This is a genomic window from Parapedobacter sp. (assembly GCF_053550995.1).
The window spans coordinates 17,780-38,139 of sequence record NZ_JBMQOC010000040.1 but is presented as its reverse complement, the minus strand read 5'-3'; the positions used below and the strand labels follow the sequence as shown (position 1 = coordinate 38,139).

The 20,360-nt window shown below is 49.3% G+C and carries 21 protein-coding genes; 12 read left to right on the top strand and 9 right to left on the bottom strand.

Features of this window, described 5'->3' with window-relative positions; all coding sequences use genetic code 11:
- Nucleotides 1–163 precede the first annotated feature (163 nt).
- The 7 genes from ACO1NT_RS06345 to coaD all read left to right on the top strand — a co-directional run bounded on the left by ACO1NT_RS06345 (nucleotide 164) and on the right by coaD (nucleotide 7,909).
- A complete protein-coding gene (locus ACO1NT_RS06345) occupies nucleotides 164–853 on the top strand; it encodes a hypothetical protein (protein ID WP_449047588.1) in 690 nt (229 codons plus the stop codon).
- Between the two features lie 35 nt (nucleotides 854–888).
- Nucleotides 889–1,680: a hypothetical protein gene (locus tag ACO1NT_RS06340; RefSeq protein ID WP_449047586.1), complete on the top strand. Its 792-nt coding sequence runs from the start codon at nucleotides 889–891 to the stop codon at nucleotides 1,678–1,680.
- A gap of 255 nt (nucleotides 1,681–1,935) precedes the next feature.
- Nucleotides 1,936–3,372 (top strand): alanine/glycine:cation symporter family protein, encoded by a 1,437-nt coding sequence (locus tag ACO1NT_RS06335; RefSeq protein ID WP_449047585.1) that lies wholly within the window; start codon nucleotides 1,936–1,938, stop codon nucleotides 3,370–3,372.
- Nucleotides 3,373–3,425: 53 nt separating this feature from the next.
- The gene (gene guaA, locus ACO1NT_RS06330) at nucleotides 3,426–4,976 is read left to right on the top strand and encodes a glutamine-hydrolyzing GMP synthase (RefSeq protein WP_449047599.1); all 1,551 of its coding nucleotides are present in this window, start codon (nucleotides 3,426–3,428) and stop codon (nucleotides 4,974–4,976) included.
- Nucleotides 4,933–6,198 carry an ABC transporter substrate-binding protein gene (locus ACO1NT_RS06325; protein WP_449047584.1) on the top strand — a complete coding sequence of 422 codons (1,266 nt, stop codon included), beginning with the start codon at nucleotides 4,933–4,935 and terminating at the stop codon, nucleotides 6,196–6,198. The genes guaA and ACO1NT_RS06325 overlap by 44 nt, the downstream gene beginning before the upstream one ends.
- 11 nt (nucleotides 6,199–6,209) lie before the next feature.
- A complete protein-coding gene (locus ACO1NT_RS06320; RefSeq protein WP_449047582.1) occupies nucleotides 6,210–7,385 on the top strand; it encodes an RsmB/NOP family class I SAM-dependent RNA methyltransferase in 1,176 nt (391 codons plus the stop codon).
- Nucleotides 7,386–7,432: 47 nt separating this feature from the next.
- Entirely contained in the window at nucleotides 7,433–7,909 is a 477-nt protein-coding gene (coaD, locus tag ACO1NT_RS06315; protein ID WP_449047581.1) for a pantetheine-phosphate adenylyltransferase, read from the top strand.
- 1 nt (nucleotide 7,910) lies between these two features.
- Here coaD and ACO1NT_RS06310 read toward each other — a convergent pair whose 3' ends face one another.
- On the bottom strand, nucleotides 7,911–8,498 hold the full coding sequence (locus tag ACO1NT_RS06310; RefSeq protein ID WP_449047580.1) for an NUDIX hydrolase: 588 nt from the start codon (nucleotides 8,496–8,498) through the stop codon (nucleotides 7,911–7,913).
- Nucleotides 8,499–8,520: 22 nt separating this feature from the next.
- Between ACO1NT_RS06310 and pyrE the strand changes: the two genes are divergently transcribed.
- A complete protein-coding gene (gene pyrE / locus ACO1NT_RS06305) occupies nucleotides 8,521–9,171 on the top strand; it encodes an orotate phosphoribosyltransferase (protein WP_449047579.1) in 651 nt (216 codons plus the stop codon).
- 18 nt (nucleotides 9,172–9,189) lie between these two features.
- On the top strand, nucleotides 9,190–9,591 hold the full coding sequence (locus tag ACO1NT_RS06300; protein ID WP_449047578.1) for an SRPBCC family protein: 402 nt from the start codon (nucleotides 9,190–9,192) through the stop codon (nucleotides 9,589–9,591).
- Between the two features lie 101 nt (nucleotides 9,592–9,692).
- On the opposite strand, the gene ACO1NT_RS06295 is transcribed toward ACO1NT_RS06300, so the two are convergent.
- From ACO1NT_RS06295 to ACO1NT_RS06275, 5 genes are all read right to left on the bottom strand, one after another.
- Nucleotides 9,693–10,451 (bottom strand): superoxide dismutase, encoded by a 759-nt coding sequence (locus ACO1NT_RS06295; RefSeq protein ID WP_449047577.1) that lies wholly within the window; start codon nucleotides 10,449–10,451, stop codon nucleotides 9,693–9,695.
- A 92-nt stretch (nucleotides 10,452–10,543) separates the two neighbouring features.
- On the bottom strand, nucleotides 10,544–11,254 hold the full coding sequence (locus tag ACO1NT_RS06290) for a DsbA family oxidoreductase (RefSeq protein WP_449047576.1): 711 nt from the start codon (nucleotides 11,252–11,254) through the stop codon (nucleotides 10,544–10,546).
- Between the two features lie 125 nt (nucleotides 11,255–11,379).
- Nucleotides 11,380–12,333, bottom strand: coding sequence for an aldo/keto reductase (locus ACO1NT_RS06285; protein WP_449047575.1), 954 nt, complete (start codon nucleotides 12,331–12,333; stop codon nucleotides 11,380–11,382).
- A gap of 45 nt (nucleotides 12,334–12,378) precedes the next feature.
- Nucleotides 12,379–13,011, bottom strand: coding sequence for a nitroreductase family protein (locus tag ACO1NT_RS06280; protein ID WP_449047574.1), 633 nt, complete (start codon nucleotides 13,009–13,011; stop codon nucleotides 12,379–12,381).
- 51 nt (nucleotides 13,012–13,062) lie between these two features.
- Complete coding sequence (locus ACO1NT_RS06275; RefSeq protein WP_449047573.1) at nucleotides 13,063–13,662, bottom strand: TetR/AcrR family transcriptional regulator; 600 nt, start codon at nucleotides 13,660–13,662, stop codon at nucleotides 13,063–13,065.
- A gap of 155 nt (nucleotides 13,663–13,817) precedes the next feature.
- On the opposite strand from ACO1NT_RS06275, the gene rocD reads away from it, so the two are divergent.
- The 3 genes from rocD (at nucleotide 13,818) to ACO1NT_RS06260 (ending at nucleotide 17,295) form a co-directional block, all read left to right on the top strand.
- Complete coding sequence (gene rocD, locus ACO1NT_RS06270) at nucleotides 13,818–15,056, top strand: ornithine--oxo-acid transaminase (RefSeq protein ID WP_449047572.1); 1,239 nt, start codon at nucleotides 13,818–13,820, stop codon at nucleotides 15,054–15,056.
- A 216-nt stretch (nucleotides 15,057–15,272) separates the two neighbouring features.
- Nucleotides 15,273–16,664: a Gfo/Idh/MocA family protein gene (locus tag ACO1NT_RS06265; protein ID WP_449047571.1), complete on the top strand. Its 1,392-nt coding sequence runs from the start codon at nucleotides 15,273–15,275 to the stop codon at nucleotides 16,662–16,664.
- 7 nt (nucleotides 16,665–16,671) lie between these two features.
- Nucleotides 16,672–17,295, top strand: a complete 624-nt coding sequence (locus tag ACO1NT_RS06260) for an alpha-ketoglutarate-dependent dioxygenase AlkB family protein (RefSeq protein WP_449047570.1) — start codon at nucleotides 16,672–16,674, stop codon at nucleotides 17,293–17,295.
- Here ACO1NT_RS06260 and ACO1NT_RS06255 read toward each other — a convergent pair.
- The 3 genes from ACO1NT_RS06255 to ACO1NT_RS06245 are packed head-to-tail and all read right to left on the bottom strand — an operon-like array spanning nucleotide 17,292 to nucleotide 20,179.
- Nucleotides 17,292–18,926, bottom strand: coding sequence for a hypothetical protein (locus ACO1NT_RS06255; RefSeq protein ID WP_449047569.1), 1,635 nt, complete (start codon nucleotides 18,924–18,926; stop codon nucleotides 17,292–17,294). The two genes, ACO1NT_RS06260 and ACO1NT_RS06255, sit on opposite strands and share 4 nt — an antisense overlap.
- Nucleotides 18,927–18,971: 45 nt before the next feature.
- Nucleotides 18,972–19,268, bottom strand: a complete 297-nt coding sequence (locus ACO1NT_RS06250; RefSeq protein WP_449047568.1) for a chaperone modulator CbpM — start codon at nucleotides 19,266–19,268, stop codon at nucleotides 18,972–18,974.
- 11 nt (nucleotides 19,269–19,279) lie between these two features.
- Nucleotides 19,280–20,179, bottom strand: a complete 900-nt coding sequence (locus tag ACO1NT_RS06245) for a DnaJ C-terminal domain-containing protein (protein ID WP_449047567.1) — start codon at nucleotides 20,177–20,179, stop codon at nucleotides 19,280–19,282.
- Between the last annotated feature and the right edge of the window lie 181 nt (nucleotides 20,180–20,360).

Genomic DNA, 20,360 nt, shown 5'->3' with positions numbered 1-20,360 from the left:
AGACGACTTCTTCTTTTGCAAAATACCTGAAAAATACCCGACACTGGGTATTTTTTTTGCTTAATGTGACCTATACTTTTGTGACGACAATTAATAACACCCCCCAAAACGGGGAGAAAAATTCACTTTAATCAACTAATTAATTAATCGTAGTCACATCATTATGGAAACACGTAAACTTCTATCTTTTATTGCGTTAGCGATATTCAGCTGTGCGTTATTCGTCGTCTCGACACCCGCCTTTGCACAAAAGGCAAAAAAACGTACCGTTACAATCAGTACGGAAAGTGGGGCTAACCTTTTCGTGGATGGGAAGCAGGTGACGGCACCTGCCAAAATCAAAATTGACAAGTACGCTACCGTTAATATCCGGGTTGAAAAGGTGGGATTCGTTACCGAGATACGTAACTATGAAAACAACGGGGTCAATGTTATCCCGAAAACGGATTATATCCAGTTGGTAAAAGACGAAGCGTACGAGAACTCGTTTGTTACCAACCTAGCCAACCAGGACATCGATATCCGGCCAGCCCGCAATGCGGAAGAATCATGGGTGTTGCTTAATCGTATCGTCACCGGTACGTTTGATGTTATTGCCATCATGGATAAGACTACCGGCTATATGGCAACCGCCTGGTCTGCCAAATCGTTCAATTCTGCCGTGGTACGCACGCGGCTAATTATCAGGACCAGCAACACCGACCCGTTGGAGTATAAGGCAAAATTGGTGTCCGAGATTGCGCCGCCAGGTACGAGTGTGATAGCCGATGAGTCTTTTCGCAAGTGGGACCGCGTGTTGCGTACCTACGAAAATGTAATCCCCGACCTACAAAGCCGTTTATCGGTAAAATAATATCCGTATAAAGCCAAGATGCAATCTATACGATTATGAAGACAAATGCTTCTTTAAAAAAAGCAGTAGCCTGTGTTGTTGCGAGCCTTTTTGTTACCAGTGCAGTCGCACAACAGGCAACGGTTGCAAACCAAGGTTATTATAATGAGTCCGATTATGGGAAATTTTATATCCGTTTGGGCGTTAACATTCCACAAGGCGGCTTTGGTAAGGCGCTCGATGCCGCCGTGCCATTATACGAGAATATCGCCAAAGACGGCGCAATAGGGGCCGAGTTGGGTGCCACCATGGAATTGGGCCGGTACTTCTTTTTCCATGAGGATCCCATCAGTGATTTGTTTAAGGTGGGGCTCGATGCCACCTTCTTTTCCTTCGGCTACAACATGGGTAAATCGTTGCCCCATCCGGATGAAGTTGCCGATCCGTTCGACTTTGTTACCGGTAGCGTGAAGCTGGGACCAGTGGTTTCGTTCAACCCCATGGAAGGTTTTTACGCGGATATTTTCGTTAAAGCGGCGCCCACGGTATTGTTGTCGTTTGAGCCGCCTTATCATTTCAAAGGCGACATATATGATCCGGATGCAGAAGTGCTGTATTTCAATACTGACGAGAACGTAAATTTTGGGCTAAAGACCGATATGGGCATTACCCTTCGGTACCGAAAGATGACATTCACAGCTAGCTATGAAAGCGGCACATTTGAAGTACCCATCACTTACTATGAGAATGATGGTAGTGAATCGGTCTATGACAACACACCACAAGAAATGGATAGAAAGATGCCGATGGGCGTCCTGCAGCTGAAACTGGGGCTCCAAATGTTTTAACAGACGTGGTAGCTATCGACCTTGCAAGCCAGGTACCTCATGATTAAACCACGCTTATACGCCGCAGGGAGGATGTTACAGCCCTTAACAGCATCCTCCCGGCTGTAAGCGTTTACATAACCACTTTGGTTTCTATTGGACGGTTGTTGAAAAAAGGCTGGTAGAATGCCGCAGAATTCCCTATTTTGCGGACCTTGGAAAATTTACTAACCGTTAACACACAGAGTAAAACAGCCGATTCGGCTGCAAAACCTTATGGAACAGTTTATTAAAGCCATTAACGACGTGGTGTGGAGTAATGCGCTCGTTGTGCTATGTATCGGGGTAGGGGTCTATTTTTCGTTTGCGACCGGGTTTTTACAGGTCAGGTACCTGAAAGATATGGTGAGGCTGCTGATTGGCGGCAGCTCATCCACCAAAGGTGTGTCCTCCTTTCAGGCCTTTGCATTGGCCTTATCGGGCCGGATTGGCACCGGCAATATCGCCGGCGTGGCCACGGCGATTGCCATGGGTGGTCCCGGAGCCGTATTTTGGATGTGGCTCATCGCATTCTTGGGGTCGGCATCGGCTTATGTGGAAGCAACCTTGGGCCAGATTTACAAAGAAGTGAAAGACGGACAATACCGCGGCGGCCCCGCATTCTATATCGAAAAAGGACTGGGCGTTAAATGGTATGCCGTGGTTTTCGCGGTTGCCACGATCCTGAGTACGGCCCTTTTCCTGCCTGGTGTGCAAAGTAACAGCATTGCCTTGGGGGTACAAAATGCATTTGACGTACCCGTTGAATATACCGGTATCGCACTGGTTATACTGCTTGGCCTTATCATTATCGGCGGGGTGAAACGTATCGCGAAGGTGGCCGAAGTGGTGGTGCCCTTTATGGCAGGTGCCTATATTTTGATGGCATTGATTATCATTGCACTGAATTACAAGGAAATTCCCGCTGTATTTGGGCTGATATTCAGGTCCGCCTTCGATTTCGAACCGGCCTTTGGTGGGATGCTGGGTATGGCCATATCATGGGGTGTGAAACGGGGCATCTATTCCAACGAAGCAGGGCAAGGTACCGCCCCGCATGCCGCTGCAGCCGCCGAAGTAAGCCATCCGGCCAAACAAGGACTGGTGCAGGCGTTTTCCGTGTATGTTGATACCCTATTTGTGTGTACCGCAACTGCACTCATGATCTTATTCACAGGAGCCTATAACGTACAAAATCCAGCAGGTGGCTATCATGTTGAAAACATACCGGGCGTACAGATCGGTTCGGAATATACCCAATACGCGGTAGCCCATCATTTTCCTAGCATTGGTGCTGGTTTCGTTGCGCTGGCGTTGTTCTTTTTCGTCTTTACGACCATCATGGCTTATTATTACATGGCCGAAACCAACCTCAGCTACCTCGATAAACAGGGAAAGCAGCGGTGGGCGGTATGGGCACTTCGTATCCTTATCTTGTTTGCCACTTATTACGGTACGGTAAAGACTGCCGCACTGGCGTGGACCATGGGCGATATCGGGGTGGGGTTGATGGCGTGGCTTAACCTCATTGCCATTATATTGCTGCGTAAGCCGGCATTGAAAGCCCTCAAGGATTACCGCAAACAGAAGGCTCAAGGCAAAGACCCCGTGTTCAATGCAGACGAGTGGGACATCAAGCATGCCGACGAGTGGTCGATACGGAAAGACAGGTAGCCGATTTTCTTTTTCGTATCTACGATTTCGTATCTTATACGTACCTTTGGCCCATGCCAGAAAAAATCATTATCCTTGATTTCGGCTCTCAATATACCCAATTGATTGCGAGGCGGGTTCGGGAGTTGAATGTATATTGTGAAATCTATCCCTACACCAATATTCCTGTGTTTGACGAATCGGTAAAAGGGGTTATCTTTTCGGGAAGCCCATACTCCGTGCGGCAGGATGACGCGCCCCAGGTCGATTTCCAATCTATCCAGGACCGGTTTCCATTATTGGGCGTATGTTATGGCGCCCAATATCTGGCGCAGCATTCGGGTGGATCGGTGGTGGCGTCTACCATCCGCGAATACGGTCGGGCCAACCTCCATTTTGTAGACCGTGTTAGCCCACTGATGGCCGATATCCCCGTCGACTCCCAAGTGTGGATGTCGCACGGAGATACTATTTCTTCCATTCCCGAAACGTTTGATATCATTGCCAGCACCAATAAGGTAAATGTGGCAGCATACCACATCAAGGGTACACAGACGTATGGTATCCAATTTCACCCCGAAGTAACCCACAGCACCGATGGTACGACATTGTTGAAAAATTTCGTCATCGACATCTGTGGGTGCACACCGTCATGGACAGCTGATGCATTTGCGGAAACAACAGTTGCAGCGTTGAAGAAAAAGCTGGGTAACGACCACGTGATCATGGCGCTATCCGGCGGTGTCGACTCGACGGTAGCGGCGGTTTTGCTGCATCAGGCAATCGGCGATAACCTGCATTGTATATTTGTAGACCATGGATTGCTACGGAAGGATGAATTTGAACAAGTGCTGGAATCATACCAGCATATGGGGCTTAATATCAAAGGTGTAAATGCCAAAGAACGTTTTTATGGGAAGCTGGCAGGTGTGAGTGAGCCCGAACAGAAACGTAAAATCATCGGTGCGGCATTCATCGACGAATTCGACGATGCCGCACACGCCGTGCAGGCGGAGCTACCGGCCGGTGTGGAAGTGAAGTGGCTTGGGCAGGGTACCATATACCCCGACGTCATCGAGTCGGTGTCGGTAAATGGTCCTTCCGCCACCATCAAATCGCATCATAATGTGGGCGGGCTGCCCGATTTCATGAAACTGAAGGTGGTTGAACCCCTCAACACGCTCTTTAAAGATGAAGTGCGCCGGGTGGGCAAAGCGCTTGGGGTGGCACCAAGCATCCTCGGTCGACACCCGTTCCCCGGTCCCGGCCTTGCTATCCGAATCTTGGGAGAAATCACGGCCGAAAAGGTACGGATTTTGCAGGAAGCAGATGATATCTACATCCGTAACCTGCGGGAATCGGGCTGGTATGATCAGGTGTGGCAAGCGGGAACGATTTTCCTGCCAGTGCAGTCGGTAGGGGTAATGGGCGATGAACGAACCTACGAGCACGTAGTGGCACTCCGTGCGGTTGGCTCACTCGATGGGATGACGGCAGATTGGGTACACCTGCCCTATGAGTTGTTGGCGAAGATATCAAACGAGATAATCAATCATGTAAAGGGGATAAATAGGGTTGTATATGATATTAGTTCAAAACCTCCGGCGACTATTGAATGGGAGTAAGTGCCTTATAGGCTTATCGGTATTGGTATGGTTGGTGGCATGTACACCCAAGGTGCGAGTACTGCGGGCACCGGGAAGTAAGGAACCTACCCAAAAAACGGAAACGCCCACAGAGAAAGAAGATGCGGTTGCCAAGCCGGCAGGAAAGGAAGCAGTTGACTTTAACCAAATTGCGTTGCTTTTGCCGTTTGAGCTCAATAAGGCCAATCAGCACGCCCCAAGCGCCGTGGATATCAAACGGTCCGCTTTGGCATTGGACTTTTACCAAGGGTTTAAGGTTGGACTGGATGTACTTTCTGCCGAAGGCGCGAATTTCAAACTGAACGTATTGGATACGCGCGATGACGCTGGCGAAAATGCGCGCATTGCCAAATTAGAGGAGGTGCGCGAGGCCGCGTTGGTCGTAGGGCCGGTGTATCCAAAGGAAATACAGGTGTTTGGCTTCAATGCGCAGCTCGATCAAACATTACAGATTTCGCCCTTGGCGGCAAGTATGCCATCAGAGTTTAATTTCTCCAACTTGGTTACCATGACGGCACCGCTTCCGGTACACGTCCGTGCACTGGCAACCCATATTGCCGGCCAGTACAAGCAGGGGGATGTGGTGATTTTCTATCAAACGCCCGACGAGGCGAGTAAGCAATTACTGACGCCCCTTAGAACGGAGCTTCGCAAACTGAAGAATGGCCACATCCAAGTGGTAGAAGTAGAAGATGAAGATGGTCTCGGGAGCCGGGTGCATCTTGGAGGCAAAAACCTGATCGTATTGGCCACCACCAACAAGTATGAGATATCACCGATTTTGGCGCAGCTACAGAGGCTGCAGGAAGAACTATCTTATGATATCCAATTATTTGGGCATCCAAGTTGGTCGAAGCTGGGATTCGACGCTGATGACGGACTCGCAGCGTTCGACACCCGTATAACTACCTCGTACTATATCGACAAAAATGCCGCCGACGTACGCCGGTTCGACCAGCAGTATCGAAATGAGTTCGGCATAGCACCCACCGAATTTGCATATAAGGGCTACGATGCCGCTTATTATTTTGGTAGTTTGCTCGTGAAGTATGGTCCCGATTACCGGTCGCATCTGGAAGAGACTGCGTATAGAGGGTTACATAATACGTTTAAGTGGGAATATAATGCCGCTTGGGGCTATGTGAATAACGCCATTTCCATTTTGCAGTATGGTAGTGGAGGCTTCCGGCCGATCAATTAAACCAACCTCCTATGGTTTCAGAAAAACGGGTGCGGCAGCAGATCCGGACGGTTGAACGCCTGCTCCATGAGTATGCAAAAGAAAAAGGCATACCATTGGCCCGTTTCCTTACTGGGTTTTACAAGCGTAATCGGCAGATGGGAAGTAGAGATCGGCGGATGGCCTCGCGGTTGGTTTATCATTATTTCCGCATCGGTGGCGCCGCCGCTCACGAAGCGCTGGCGATGAAGCTGGCGATGGCCGATTTCCTTTGCAGCAATGACAGCGAGTTGGCTTCCGTTTTTCTGCCCGAATTTAATGCATACCGCCAAGCCGACCTTTCTGGAAAAATTTCATTGCTAGAATCCCACACCACTTTTCGCTTGGACGATGTGTTCCCGTTTAGACAGTCCCTCTCAGCAGGGATCGACCGCCAGCTATTTGTGGAAAGTCTTTTTGTACAGCCAGACCTCTATATCCGGCTACGGCCGCGTCATCGCGACGATGTGTTAAGGGCATTACAACTGGCACGGATTGATTACCAGATCGTTGATACGTATACGGTATCGTTACCCAACGGCACCGCGTTAGACCGTTTAGCCGGCATTGCCGGTAAATACGAAGTGCAGGACTTTTCGTCGCAACAGACGGGTGCGTATTTCGAGGCTGCTGCCGGCGAACAATGGTGGGACGCCTGTGCCGGAGCTGGAGGCAAATCGCTCCTGCTGTTGGATCGATCGCCAGGTGTGGGCATTTTGGTATCTGATACGCGGCGTAGCATATTGCGCAACCTCGATGAACGCTTTGGGCAGGCGGGTATAACATCATACCGACAGCGTGTTGCCGACCTCACCAAAGATACGGCAACTGTGATGGACGATGAACAGTTTGACGGTATCATCCTCGATGCCCCCTGTTCGGGATCGGGTACGTGGGGCCGTACACCGGAGATGCTTTCGTTATTCGACATTCAATCGATAGGCCGCTTCGCTACCCTGCAACGACAGTTGGCAGCACAGGTCATAAAGCACCTGAAGCCGGGCAGGCCACTTATATACATTACCTGTTCAGTATTTGCTGAGGAAAACGAAAAGGTGGTCGACTATCTACGAGAAACCTTTCAAATGCAGGTGCAGCGAGTCAGCGTATTGGAGGGTTATCGGCATAAAGCGGATAGTATGTTTGTGGCCCGGTTAATACACGGTTGATTTGCCATTTATCCTACAATATGCTACTTTTGGAGAAAGGATAGCGCATGAAGATAGCTGTATTTCCCGGATCTTTCGACCCCATTACCAAGGCACACGTTGACATCGTGGAGCGAGCCACGGTACTTTTCGATAAAATTTATGTGGCCATAGGTACCAATAGCACCAAAAAGGGATTTTTTGGCCCTGACGAGCGATTGGCTATTGTGCAGTCGGTATTTGCCTCGCATGGAGGGGGAGTAACAGCTGCGCAATTTAAGGGCCTAACAGTCGATTTCTGCCGGGAGGTCGGGGCCCAGTTTATCCTTCGTGGTATGCGCAATGCAGGTGATTTTGAGTTTGAAAAAGCCATTGCACAGAATAATGTGACATTGGCCCCCGCAATCGAAACCGTCTTCTTGGTAAGTAGCAGCGGCTTATCGCATATCTCGTCCACAATCGTCCGTGAAATCATCGCAAATGGCGGTAACATCCAACAACTGGTGCCGGAAGCGGTGATTGAAGCCGTGAGCCGTAAATCATGAATCAGAAAAACACGGTATCCAATACTTCCACAATGGAAGGGTAGGTATTCTTTCGGACTTTTTCGAATTTTGTTTTCGGTAACCACACCGCCTCCGTGATGTCTTCTTCGAATTGCGGTTTGAGTTTAGGCACTTTATTCACGCCCATTTCGTACCAATTCGTTTTTTTGAGAACCAACTCGCCCTTTAGCTGGTACGTATGGTAGGAGGTGACCAGTTTTTGCCCCAGATAGTCAACTTGTATGCCGCATTCTTCTTCCACTTCGCGCACCGCCGCCTTTTTCATCGATTCGCCGGGGTCCACCTTGCCCTTGGGCAAATCCCACTTGCCAAGCCGATAGATGAAAAGATAGTTGCCTTCCCCATTCTTTACAAGTCCACCAGCTGCTTTGATGACCTTTAATTTTTTCCTGATGAGGCTGAAATAGGCATGGGGATCGTCTGTTTGGACGAAATATGTCGTCCCAGATTTATTTGGTCGGCATTGCTTGAAAAGTTTTTCTATGTCAAGATATTGATGGTCAATTGATTGAATGTCGCTGATGTTTTTTGGGGGGTACTCTGCCAAAACAAGGGCAGATTGGTTCATATAAATTTTATAGATTTGCGCCATGAATGATATGAATGAGGTTGCACAAAAAGTTGCCGAATCATTGTTGCAAATTAAAGCAATTAAATTACAACCCAAAAATCCATTTACATGGGCTTCGGGTTGGAAGTCGCCGATATATTGCGATAACCGTGTAGCTTTATCTCATCCGCCAATCCGTACGTATATTCGCCAGAAGCTGTCCGAATTGATACAGGAGGAGTTTGGTGCCGTTGAGATGATTTCCGGTGTGGCCACGGCAGGCATCCCACAGGGGGTGTTGGTGGCGCAGGATCTTGGTTTACCGTTTACCTACGTGCGCGGAAGTTCCAAAGACCATGGAAGGCAAAACCAGATTGAAGGGGAGATTGTCAGTGGCCAGCGGGCGGTAGTGATCGAAGACCTGATTTCAACAGGCAAGAGCAGCCTGAATGCGGTGAAGGCGCTGCGCGATGCCGATTGCAACGTGGTTGGATTGGTATCGATATTCACCTATGGGTTTGCAGAGGCAGAAGCAAATTTCACCGAAGCCAAGTGCAGGACCATCAGTCTTTGCAGTTACGATGCTTTGCTTGACGTGGCAGCGAGACATAATTACATCCTCAATAGCGACATCGAATTATTGGAAGCGTGGCGCATAGACCCGGCGAACTGGTCACCCAGTGGCGCATAACGATAATAACACTAATTGATGACGGTTATAAAGAATCAAATTTCAATCGATAAGCCGGTTGCTGATGTATATGCGTTTTTAGCCGATTGCAATAACCATGAGCAATTGATGCCGGATAGCATATATGACTGGACGTCAACCCGGGATGAGGCCCGATTTACCATCCGGAACATGGCGAAGCTGGCACTCAAGGTAGACTGCCGTACGGAAAACAGCACGGTGGTATTCGTGCCTGCCGAAAAAGCACCCTTCGACGTGGCGCTGCAATGGAAGGTTACACCATCGGGCAATGACGCTACGTTGGCCGAACTGGTCATCGAGGCAGACCTCAACATGATGATGAAAATGCTGGCACTCAAGCCACTGCAAAAGCTGGTGGATAGTCAGCTGGAGGCGCTGAAGAAAACGTTGGAAGCGTAATAAATATAACAGACTGGCATAATCGTAGAAGGAAAGGTCCGATGGCTTATTAAGCACATCGGACCTTTTGCTGTTGCGTTGTCAGTGTTGTCGACAAAAGATCAACCGTTCAATTGTTCCGCTACAAAATCCCAATTGACGACGTTCCACCAATTGCTGATGTAATCGCCGCGTTTGTTCTGATAGTGGAGATAATATGCATGTTCCCATACGTCGATACCTAAAAGAGGTTTGCCCTTCAGTTCGGCATCATCCATCAACGGGTTGTCTTGGTTGGGGGTGGAACCAATTTTTAGCGAGCCATTATCGCTCACCAACCACGCCCAACCTGACCCGAAGCGGGTAGCCCCCGCAGAGGCGAATTCTTCCTTGAATTTATCGAAAGACCCGAACGCCCCGTTAATGGCTTCAAGCAGTTCGCCGGTTGGCGCGTTCCCTTCTACGGGAGCGCGCATGGATTTCCAGAAAAAGGTGTGGTTCCACGCGCCGCCACCGTTGTTACGTATACCGTCGGAAAGCTTCGAGATATTAGCAAAAAGCTCTTCTGCCGTCGAATAGGCTACCCCATCTGCTTTAAGAGCGTCGTTGACCTTGCTGATATAACCAGTATGGTGCTTGGTGTAATGGATTTCCATGGTCCGTGCATCGATGTAAGGCTCCAGCGCATTATAATCATAACCCAGCGGGTCTTGTGAAAACTCGAGTACGCCACCTGAGTCCGACGAGTCGCCGGACGAATTAGAGGATGTACATCCCACCAATGCGTTCAGCGGGTTAACCCCGAGGGCGGTCGTGGCAACTGCTGCCGCCGAAAAACCCACGGTTGTCTTCAAAAATTTCCTTCTGTTGGTACTTGCCATAGCGGATAAAAGATTTTGATTTACAGCTTATATACATCCAAAGGTAGAAATTTGTTTTTAAATCTACTGGATTTACCCTATTTTATTGAATATCAATCGCAGCGGCCATCGGGGCTACATGTCGGCCCTTCGGTGACGGCGAGTGTGATCTTCGGGTGATCGGCCCGCCACTCGGCAAACGACTTCCTTAAGGTTTGCAAAAACACCTCGGGCGGCTGGCCCCCCGATACCGCGTATTTACGATTGAATACAAAGAAAGGCACGCCCCTTACACCGATCTCGCGTGCTTCGCGGATGTCGTACGACACCTTGTCGCTATACCGGTCGCTGTCCAACACGGCAGTGATATCCGCCCCTGCCAGACCTGCAGCCGTACCGACCGCTACTAATACATCGTAGCTGTTGATGTTTTTGCCGTCGGTGAAGTGGGCGCGGAAAAGGCCCTCCTTCATGGCATTGGCTACACCCTTACTTTGCGCGAGGTGTACGAGTCGGTGCGCGTCGAACGAATTGGCCACCACTGCGTGCTCGAAATCCAACGTTAAACCAGCTTTGGCAGCCGTCTGTGTTACTCCGGTTGTCATTTGCTTGGCCTCCTCGTAGCTCATCCCTTTACTAGCGGCCAGGTACTGATAGGTGTCTTTATATTCAGGATTGCGCGGGATGTAGGGGTCCAGTTGGTAGCTTTTCCACACCACATCAATGGCGTCGGCATCATTGAATTGCTTCAACGCCGTTTCCAAATGCTTTTTGCCGATGTAGCAAAAAGGGCACATGATATCGGACCATATTTCTATCTTCATGATTTATCTATTTAGCTGATAACTAATTTTTCCATACGGATCATGACATCGGTTTGACCAGTAACTTATTTAAGCGGATCACCACTGATCATGATTGTATGCTGTATACGAGGGGTATGAACGTGTCAATATGCACTTGCTTCATCCAATAAGTCCAGCTGTTCGCTAGATAACCTGACGCTAGCTGCCGCAACAAGATCGTGAACCTGCTTTTCCGTTGTCGCACTGGTTATGGGGGCAGTGACAGCCGGTTTATGCAGTTGCCACGCAAGGGCCAACTGTGCCGCTGGGGCGCCCGTCTCGGCCGATACACGGTCTAGCGCCTTCAGGATACGGAAGCCACGTTCATCGAGGTATTTCTTTATCCCGCCGCCACGCGGGCTTTTGTTGAGGTCGGCCTCACCATGGTACTTGCCGCTTAGGAATCCACTGGCCAACGCATAATACGTAATAACGGCCAAACCTTCCGCTTCTACGGTAGGGAGGTACTCGGTTTCGAATTTTCGGCGATCGTATAAGTTATAAAGGGGCTGCAGGCTAATGTAACCCAGTAGCCCGTTCTCCGCCGCAAACCGGTTGGATTGCACAATACGCTCGGCCGAGAGGTTGGAGGCCCCGAGGTGCCGGACCTTCCCGTTTTTGATGAGCCTATTGAAGGCTTCCATTGTTTCCTCCACGGGCGTTTCCGGATCGTCGTAGTGGCTTTGGTACAGGTCGATGTAATCGGTGTCCAATCGTTTCAGGGAAGCATCCACTGCTTTGGAGATATAATCGGCACTTAGCCCCTTTTTACCATCGCCCATATCGCCACCCAGTTTGGTGGCGATAATGATGTCGTCCCGCTTACCCCGTTGTTTGAGCCATTGTCCGATGATGGTTTCGGACTCGCCACCGCTGTTGCCCGGTACCCACGTCGAATAGGTGTCTGCTGTATCGATGAAGTTGAATCCTGCTGCTACGAAAGCATCCAGGATACGGAACGACTGCTGTTTGTCCAATGTCCAACCGAAGACATTACCACCGAAGGCGATGGGTGAAACCTGTAAGTCGGATTTTCCTAATGTTCGTTGTGTTGCCATCCTGTTTTTATAGTACAGTTATTTATTACGTATTGTTTGCATGTATTAAGCGATCTGAGATAGGAATACGGATTTGGGCATGCGTACCTTTTTCTGACTAACCAGCCAATCGTTCTCCGCATCGCGGTAACCCAATGGCAGAAGGGTAAGGCTTTTCAATCCTTGCTGTGGTAACGCCAATAGATCATCGAGCGCTGCATTGTCGAACCCTTCCATGGGGGTGGCGTCTACTTGCAGTTCGGCCGCGGCTGCGATGGCAAGCCCGAAAGCGATATAGGCCTGGCGTGCTGCATGTTCGAAATTCTGTTCGGCGGGACGATCCAGGTAAAGGCCCTTAAGCCGGTTGCTGTAATCTTCAAACGTACTGGCGGGGATACCACGTTCGGCTGCGGTGTGGGCAAATACGTTGTCAATCCGTTGCGCTGTGTAATTATTCCACGCGGCAAAAACCAAGAGGTGCGACCCGTCGACAACTTGGCTTTGGTTCATGGCGATGGGCTGGATTTTCGATTTCAATTCAGGATTGGTAATCACGATGATTTTGAACGGCTGGAGACCCGAAGATGTCGGTGCTAGCTGCGCCGCGGCCAGTATTTGGTCTACTTTTTCTTGTGGAACGGTCTCCCCATTCATTTTCTTTGTGGCGTAGCGCCAGTTTAATGCTTCTAATAATTGCATATGCGCGTATTAAATTTGATTGTGAAAATTGTATTGAATAGAGCACTGCTATCAATTGAGGAGTGCCTTGATGAATCCTTGTACTGCATCGTTAAGGGTACGCCGGGCCATTTCTGGTCCGCCGTGGGCTGAGATGATCGTCATGGCCACAAGCCCATGTAGGATTGACCAGAAAGTGGTTGCTTTCAAGTGACCATCTATATCGGGGTTCTTGCCCGACGCGATCGCTTCATCGATGGTTGCGTGTAATAGGTCGCTTACCTGCCTGATTTCAGGGATGTCACGCACCATTTGGCACGTGGGGATCCCTAGGCCATACATGATTTGGTAATGTTTGGGATGCTCTTGGGCGAATTGCCAATACGCTTCAGAAATTGCTTCCAGTTGCTCTGCCGGCAAGGTGCGGGAAGCCTTGGCAGTAACAAGGATATCGGCCAGGCGGGCATATCCTTCACGGGAAAAGGCTTCCAATAGGGCATCTTTGTTTTCGAAATGCTTGTAAACCATCGGGGTACTGTACTCGATAGCATCTGCAATTTTACGGATGGAAAGCGCTTCCCAACCCTCCTCTTCAACGATCTGCCACGATTGTTGGAGGATGGTGGTTCGCACTTCTTCGTGCTGGCGTTGCTTGCGTTCTGATATTCCCATTTCTAACAGTGTGATTAAAAACTAACACTGTCAGCAAAAGTAACGCATGTAAACGAAAATCCAACATTCGATTGCGGAAAACGACAATTGGATGACGTTCCTATAATTGCCACATCGGGTGCTGCAATTATGCGAAAGTATGTTAACTTTGGCACATGTCATTCATAGAAACAACCCCTTTGTCAAAAACCCAGCAATTTATAGCCAAGGAATTAGCATATAGTGCCCATAATTACCACCCGCTGCCCGTGGTCTTGGAGCGGGGTGAAGGCATATACCTATGGGACGTGGACGGCAAGCGTTATTACGATTTCCTTTCGGGATACTCGGCCGTGAACCAAGGCCATTGCCATCCACGGATTGTGGGCGCATTGATAGCCCAGGCCCAACGGCTTACGCTTACTTCGCGTGCGTTCCATAGCGATTCGCTTGGCGAATTTGCCCAATATATCACTGCATACTTCGGTTATGACAAGGTATTGCCGATGAACAGTGGGGTGGAAGCGGTAGAAACCGCGCTCAAATTGGCCCGCCGGTGGGGATATGATAAGAAAGGTATTGCGGCCAACCGGGCCAAGATTGTAACGGTGGCAGGCAACTTTCACGGCCGTACGCTCAATGTGGTCTCGTTCAGTACCGACCCGTCGTCGCGCGACGGCTTCGGGCCGTTCATGCCGGGTTACCAGGTGATCCCCTACAACGATCTGGTGGCGTTGGAACGTGCTTTGGCAGATCCGGATGTAGCAGGTTTTCTTGTCGAGCCCATCCAAGGCGAAGCGGGGGTCTATGTGCCGGATGAAGGGTATTTGGCTAAAGCATATGCTTTGTGCCAACAGGCGAATGTATTATTCATTGGCGATGAAATACAAACAGGTCTAGCGCGCACGGGCAGGATGCTGGCATGTGACCATGAAGACGTGCGACCGGATATCTTGATATTGGGTAAGGCGCTAAGCGGCGGTACGTTACCGATATCGGCCGTGTTGGCCGATGACGATGTAATGCTTTGTATCAAGCCCGGCGAACATGGATCTACCTACGGCGGCAACCCGCTGGCATGTAAAGTAGCCATCGCATCGCTGGAAGTTATCAAAGACGAAAAGCTGGCAGAGCGGTCGGCCGAACTGGGCACTTATTTCCGAGAAAGATTACGTGCATTGCACCATCCCAACGTGAAGGAGGTCCGGGGCAAGGGATTGCTGAATGCCATTGTTATCGACCATGAAAATCCAGAAGCGGCTTGGGATCTTTGCCTTGTACTTAAAGATCGTGGTTTGTTGGCTAAACCCACCCATGGCGACAAAATCCGTTTTGCACCGCCATTGGTAATTGCGAAAACGGAATTGGAAACCTGTATTTCTATTATTGAAACCAGTCTTGAGACATTGAAATAGTACGCAAAAGATTTTTTCAACAAAATCCTTGGATGGTGCTGATTTAATACCGATATTGGTCCTAGGTTTAGGTTGATAGTCCCCAATCCCTTGGGGGCGACATCTTTTCCCGGGAAGATGATTAAAACCCCGTCTCATTTTTCGATAAATGGGCCGGGGTTTTTTCTTGGGAAAAGGTTATCTTCGTTTTTTTGATTGTCCATAATGAACCAACAGATGATGACAAACCTTGAGTTGAACCGTCGAACATTCATATGGGGTGCCGGCGCGGCATTGACTTGGTCTGCTCTTCCGGCTAGGGCACTGGGGGTCTACGATGCACCACAGGTGAAACGTGTGGGCCTGATTGGTGCAGGGTGGTACGGCAAAAGCGATCTCTTCAGGCTCCTCCAAGTGCGTGATGTAGATGTGGTTGCCCTGTGTGATGTGGACCGCCGTCAGCTTGAAGAGGCCGCTACGTCGGTGGGAGCGCGGCAAGCATCTGGGAAAGTACCCGCGTTGTACGCGGATTATCGGAAAATGCTGGCCGACCATGCATTCGATCTCGTTCTTATCGGAACGCCGGACCACTGGCATGCGCGGCAGGCCATAGACGCCATGGCAGCAGGTGCACACCTTTATCTGCAAAAGCCGGTTAGCGTGGATGTGTTGGAGGGAGAAGCCATCGTCAACGCCGCACGTCGATATAATAGGAAAGTACAGATCGGTACCCAGCGACGGAGTACGTCTCATCTCATCGATGCCAAAGAACGGATAATCGATGGCGGACTGCTCGGCAAAGTTTCGCACGTGGAAATGTGCTGCTATTACCACATGCGCCGGAATGGCAATCCGCCCGAAGCGCCGGTTCCGGATTTTCTCGATTATGACATGTGGACCGGCCCCGCACCGATGCGGCCGTATGATGTACTGCCGCATGGTAGTTGGTGGCGGACTTTTATGGAATATGGTAATGGCATCACCGGCGATATGTGTGTGCATATGTTTGATACGGTGCGCTGGCTGTTGAAGCTTGGCTGGCCGAAACAGGTGAGTGCCACTGGCGGCATTTATGTGCAGAAAGGAGGGAAGTCGACCATTGCTGATACGCAAACCGTTGTTTTTGAATATGATGAGTTGAACTGTGTGTGGCAACACCGTACATGGGGAACGCCGGTGGATCCGGAATACCCTTGGGCATTTATGATCTATGGCGATAAGGGTACACTCAAAGGAAGCGTGATGAAGTATGAGTTTATCCCGGCAGGCAAAGGGGATCGGATAACCAAAGATGTGGTGTATGAGCGGGAGGAATTTCCGGAGGATGTGGATGAGCCGCGGATTGAGTTACACACAGCTCCCGCTACGCGGATGCACATGCAGAACTTGCTATCGGCTATCGAAAAAAACCATTTACCGGTGGCGGACGTAGAAGAAGGGCACATATCGACAGCCAGCTGTATACTTGCCAACGTATCCATGTGCTTGAACCGTCCTGTGAGGTATGATCCGCAGCGCAAGATATGCACAGAGGATCCGGAAGCGACAGCATTGTTGAGAAGACCGTACCGGGCACCTTGGCAACATCCGGGTGTGTGGTCGAATTACATCCAATTGGATAAACGGTAGCCATACCATGAATAGACAGACGGACTTATTTAGCCAGACCAACGATAGACATAGAAATTGGCTGCCTTACGATGGAACGGTTCATTATTACGGTCGGTTATTGTCCAAGGCACAGGCCGACCATTACCTAGCCCGATTATTGGAAACGATTGAATGGCGCAATGACGAGGCGGTCATCTTCGGAAAGAAGATCATTACCAAACGCAAGGTAGCGTGGTATGGTAATGCCCCTTATGAATATACGTACTCCAACACCACGAAACGCGCGTTGCATTGGACGGCGGATTTACTGGAATTGAAAGCGCTGTTGGAAAAGGCAACGGGCGAACGTTTTAACTCCTGCTTGCTTAACCTGTACCACAGCGGGGAAGAAGGCATGGCTTGGCATAGCGATGGTGAAACCGACCTTCAAAAGGACGGAACTATAGGCTCTTTAAGTTTCGGTGCGGAGCGGAAATTTGCATTTAAACATAAGCAAAGTAAAGAAAAAGTGGCACTTGTGTTGGAACATGGTAGCTTGCTAGTAATGAAAGATGCCACACAAACACATTGGCTCCACCGGTTGCCGCCGACCAAGAAAATAAGCGTACCCCGGGTGAATCTTACCTTCCGATCAATGGTGGAAAGTTAGTTACGCAATACCTTCACGTCTTTGAACATAAATGTGTTGTCACTGATCCGTAAGGCTTTGCCTGAGGTTGTTGTCACATTTTCGAGTATCACTTCCTTGGTTTTTACATATGGGAACTCCTCTTGGTACGACTCGTCCGTCATTTGGGGGTTAAAGTCGGCGAAAAGAGCCGGACCGTTATAGTCCACCGGAATATTGGAATCGTCAATCCGAAGGTTTTCAATCGTAATATGTTCGGGCATATAACAAATGTAACCGAAGTCATGCAACCCCGTCTGTCTGCCGGTGATCAGGGTTACACGGGAAAGGTTCTTCACGGAGGGCTTGAAAACACAGTTCTGTATAATGAGTTCGCCCTGCCATGTGCTACCATAGTCGGGGCGCAGGTTGACGATGCTTCTGCCCAAAATGGTGCTATTCTCAACGGTGAATGTTCCGGTGCCGATGGCATTGATGCCCATGTGGCCGAGTGTGGAATTGCGTACGGTAGCGTTGGCTACACCTTGGTGTGCATCGAACCGAGATAATGTACAGCCGTCATACAACAGATTCTTGCCGAAATTGGAACCCATGATGCCCCAAAATGTCGGATCATTGATATCGTTAGTCTGGGTGCAGTTGATAAACGAAACGTTGAGTGCGCGGTTTACCGAGATATCATAGGTTCCCATAGATACCGGCTTCCCTGCGGCGCCGATGGTGGTATAGGTTTTCCGCCCGGTAAGAACGGTGTTTTTTACCGTTACATAAGCGCAGTTCCCTACATCGATAAATCCACTATAGGGGGCGCCGTGATCCCCTTCGCCTGTAACACGGTGTACAAGTCCATCCACGGTTACATTCGAACGTCGAATAGCCAAATTACGGCTGTAATAGGTGTACTTTGATTCAGCTTGGTTGGCAATGGTGGTGAAGACACCGCCGGTGATGTTGAGCGGGGTTTCGTCGATGGGAAGCGCCGCGATACTGGTAATTTCGGCAAAGTCCCATATAATAGGCGCGTCCATGTCTACATTGCCGTTTTTGTCGACGACGAAAATATCCGTTTGTGACGAGCCGTTGTTTTGGTTGGGGCCGAAACGGATATATTGTTTGACGTTGCTGTTGACAACAGTGATGAGACAGGGTCCAGGGAACGTAACATCGATTTTGGGTTGGTTTTTTTCCAAGGAGGTTACACCCTTCGGTGTAAACGATTGCATTCCGGAACTCACCATAAATACCGCGGCATTCCGCTTCTCGACGTTCGTATCATCAATGATAAAGGAGGCCGCTCCGAAGTGAGTATCGGTCTTGATGATGGCCGTACGTGCTTTTCCACCGATGTAATAAGTTGCTTTGTCGTCCCCTTTGACTACCAACTGGTTTGCATTAGCAAACGCATGGGTGGCCGCGATGGCATCGATATCGTCCGTTTTTCCGTCGCCTCTCGCACCAAAATCGCTATACTGTACCCACCCCTTGGCTTTAAAGTTAAGGGTATGTTTGGGCGGGACATTGATGTGGAGGCGGCCATCGTCGTTGGCGCGCACCTCTATCTTTCCCTTATGGGAGGTAATCACCACGTCGTTTTGGCCTTTGCAAACAATAACGAAAGCGATTAAGCAGCTGAACATCAACGCAAATCTCATAATTCTATGGTTTGAATGTGAAACTATGTTAAGTAAAATATTCTATTAAACTGATTTTTCATTGGCTGAAAGCTCTTGCAGTCTTTTTACCTCTTGTTGCAGGTTTTTCATCCGCTCAAGCAGGTGTCGTATGGCTTCCATGCCAGCCATATTAATTTCGAGCTCATAGTGCAAGCGCATATACTTCTCCAAATTGGGCAACTGATCGTCGGTGATAAATTGCGATTTACCGGAGCGGCTCAGTTCAATCAGTCCACGCTCGTCCAGTTCAAAAATGAATGATGCTTCAATGCTGTAATAAGTGCAGCATTCTTCTACGGATATTTTCTTTGTCTTTCCCATGCCCATTTCTTTTACCGTTCGTTAGCCAATTGTTCAAATAAATCCTTCTCTTTGGCCGTAAGGTGGGTGGGTATTTGCACCTGGTAGGTAATGTATAGGTCGCCAAATATGCCCTCTTTTTTATATAGGGGGAACCCTTTTCCTTTAAGCCGTACCTTGGTGCCATTCTGGGTTTCGGGTGGGATTTTCATCTTTACTTTGCCCGACAGGGTTTCTATGGTCTCTTCTCCCCCGAGTATGGCCTTGTAAAGATTTAATGGAACCATTTTGTATAAGTCGTTGCCTTTGCGGGTAAAGGCAGTATCATTTTTGATTTCAAAGGTGATATACAGATCGCCACTTGGGCCACCATTGATGCCAGGGCCACCATAACCCGGCAATTTTATTTCCTGGCCGTTCTCTATTCCGGCGGGGACGGTAATCCGGATATTCTTGCCATTTACGGTAAATCTCTGTTTATGGGTCCTGTATGTTTCTGATAGGTTTAACTGAAATGACGCGTGGAAATCCTGCCCCCTGAATTTGATATGCCTATTCCCATTGCCGCGGTCGCCGAACATGGATGCAAAGAAATCTGAAAAGTCGCCTCCATCGCCAAACGGATGGTTACCCTCCTCAAATGGCGCGTCGCCTGCTTGGGCTCCGGATGGTCGTTGCTGGGCTCCGGACGCTTCGTATTGATCGGCTTGCTTCCAGTCTTTTCCATATTGGTCGTATTTTTTTCGTTTCTCGGGGTCGCTTAATACCTCATTTGCCTCGTTGATCTGTTGGAACAGCTCTTCGGCTTCGCGATCCTCCGGGTTCAAGTCGGGGTGGTGCTGCCGGGCCAACTTCCTATAGGCTTTTTTAATTTCTTCTGCCGTTGCATTTTTATGGATACCCAGAATTTTATAATAATCAATATAATCCATCGTTTCAGATCTGTTTCAAGGGCCTTTTGATGTCAGTGGGGTTGTATTCGACGATAATGCCAGCAAATCACCCTCGTGCTTAGTCAAATATATAAGTAATTTTAGAATTTTCCCTCATGGTAGCACGGCTAGGCCATGGAGATAATCGGTTATCCGCGACGTTCATTTTTTTCCGAAAGCG